This is a genomic window from Cysteiniphilum litorale (genome assembly GCF_003428165.1).
Classification (GTDB): domain Bacteria; phylum Pseudomonadota; class Gammaproteobacteria; order Francisellales; family Francisellaceae; genus Caedibacter; species Caedibacter litoralis.
In genome coordinates this window covers 1-613 of the sequence record NZ_QLIQ01000181.1, presented here as the reverse complement: position 1 = coordinate 613, position 613 = coordinate 1, and the positions used below count along the sequence as shown (strand labels likewise).

Here is a 613-nt window from a genome sequence, read left to right as displayed (position 1 = left end):
ATCCGCAGCTTCGGTGTATCGCTTAGCCCCGTTAAATCTTTCGCGCAAGCCGACTCGACCAGTGAGCTATTACGCTTTCTTTAAAGGTTGGCTGCTTCTAAGCCAACCTCCTGGCTGTCTATGCCTTCTCACATCGTTTACCACTTAGCGATAACTTAGGGACCTTAGCTGGCGGTCTGGGCTCTTTCCCTCTCCACGACGGACCTTAGCACCCGCCGTGTGTCTCCTGTGATTCAACTTCGTCGTATTCTAAGTTTGCATCGAGTCGGTAAGGTCGCAAAACCCCCCTAGTCGAAACAGTGCTTTACCCCAACGAGTCATTCACAAGGCACTACCTAAATAGTTTTCGGGGAGAACCAGCTATCTCCGCGCTTGATTAGCCTTTCACTCCGATCCACAACTCATCCCATAATTTTGCAACATTACCGGGTTCGGTCCTCCAGTTGGTGTTACCCAACCTTCAACCTGGTCATGGATAGATCGCGTCGGTTTCGGGTCTACTCCTAGCGACTAATCGCTCTATTAAAACTCGCTTTCGCTACGGATCCCTTATTCAGTTATCCTCGCCACTAAAAGTAACTCGCTGACCCATTATACAAAAGGTACGCAGTCA

General features: G+C 49.6%; 1 rRNA gene. It reads right to left on the bottom strand.

The features are described 5' to 3' along the window. Positions 1–613: ribosomal RNA gene (locus DNJ75_RS15190) — 23S ribosomal RNA — on the bottom strand; the annotation flags it as partial.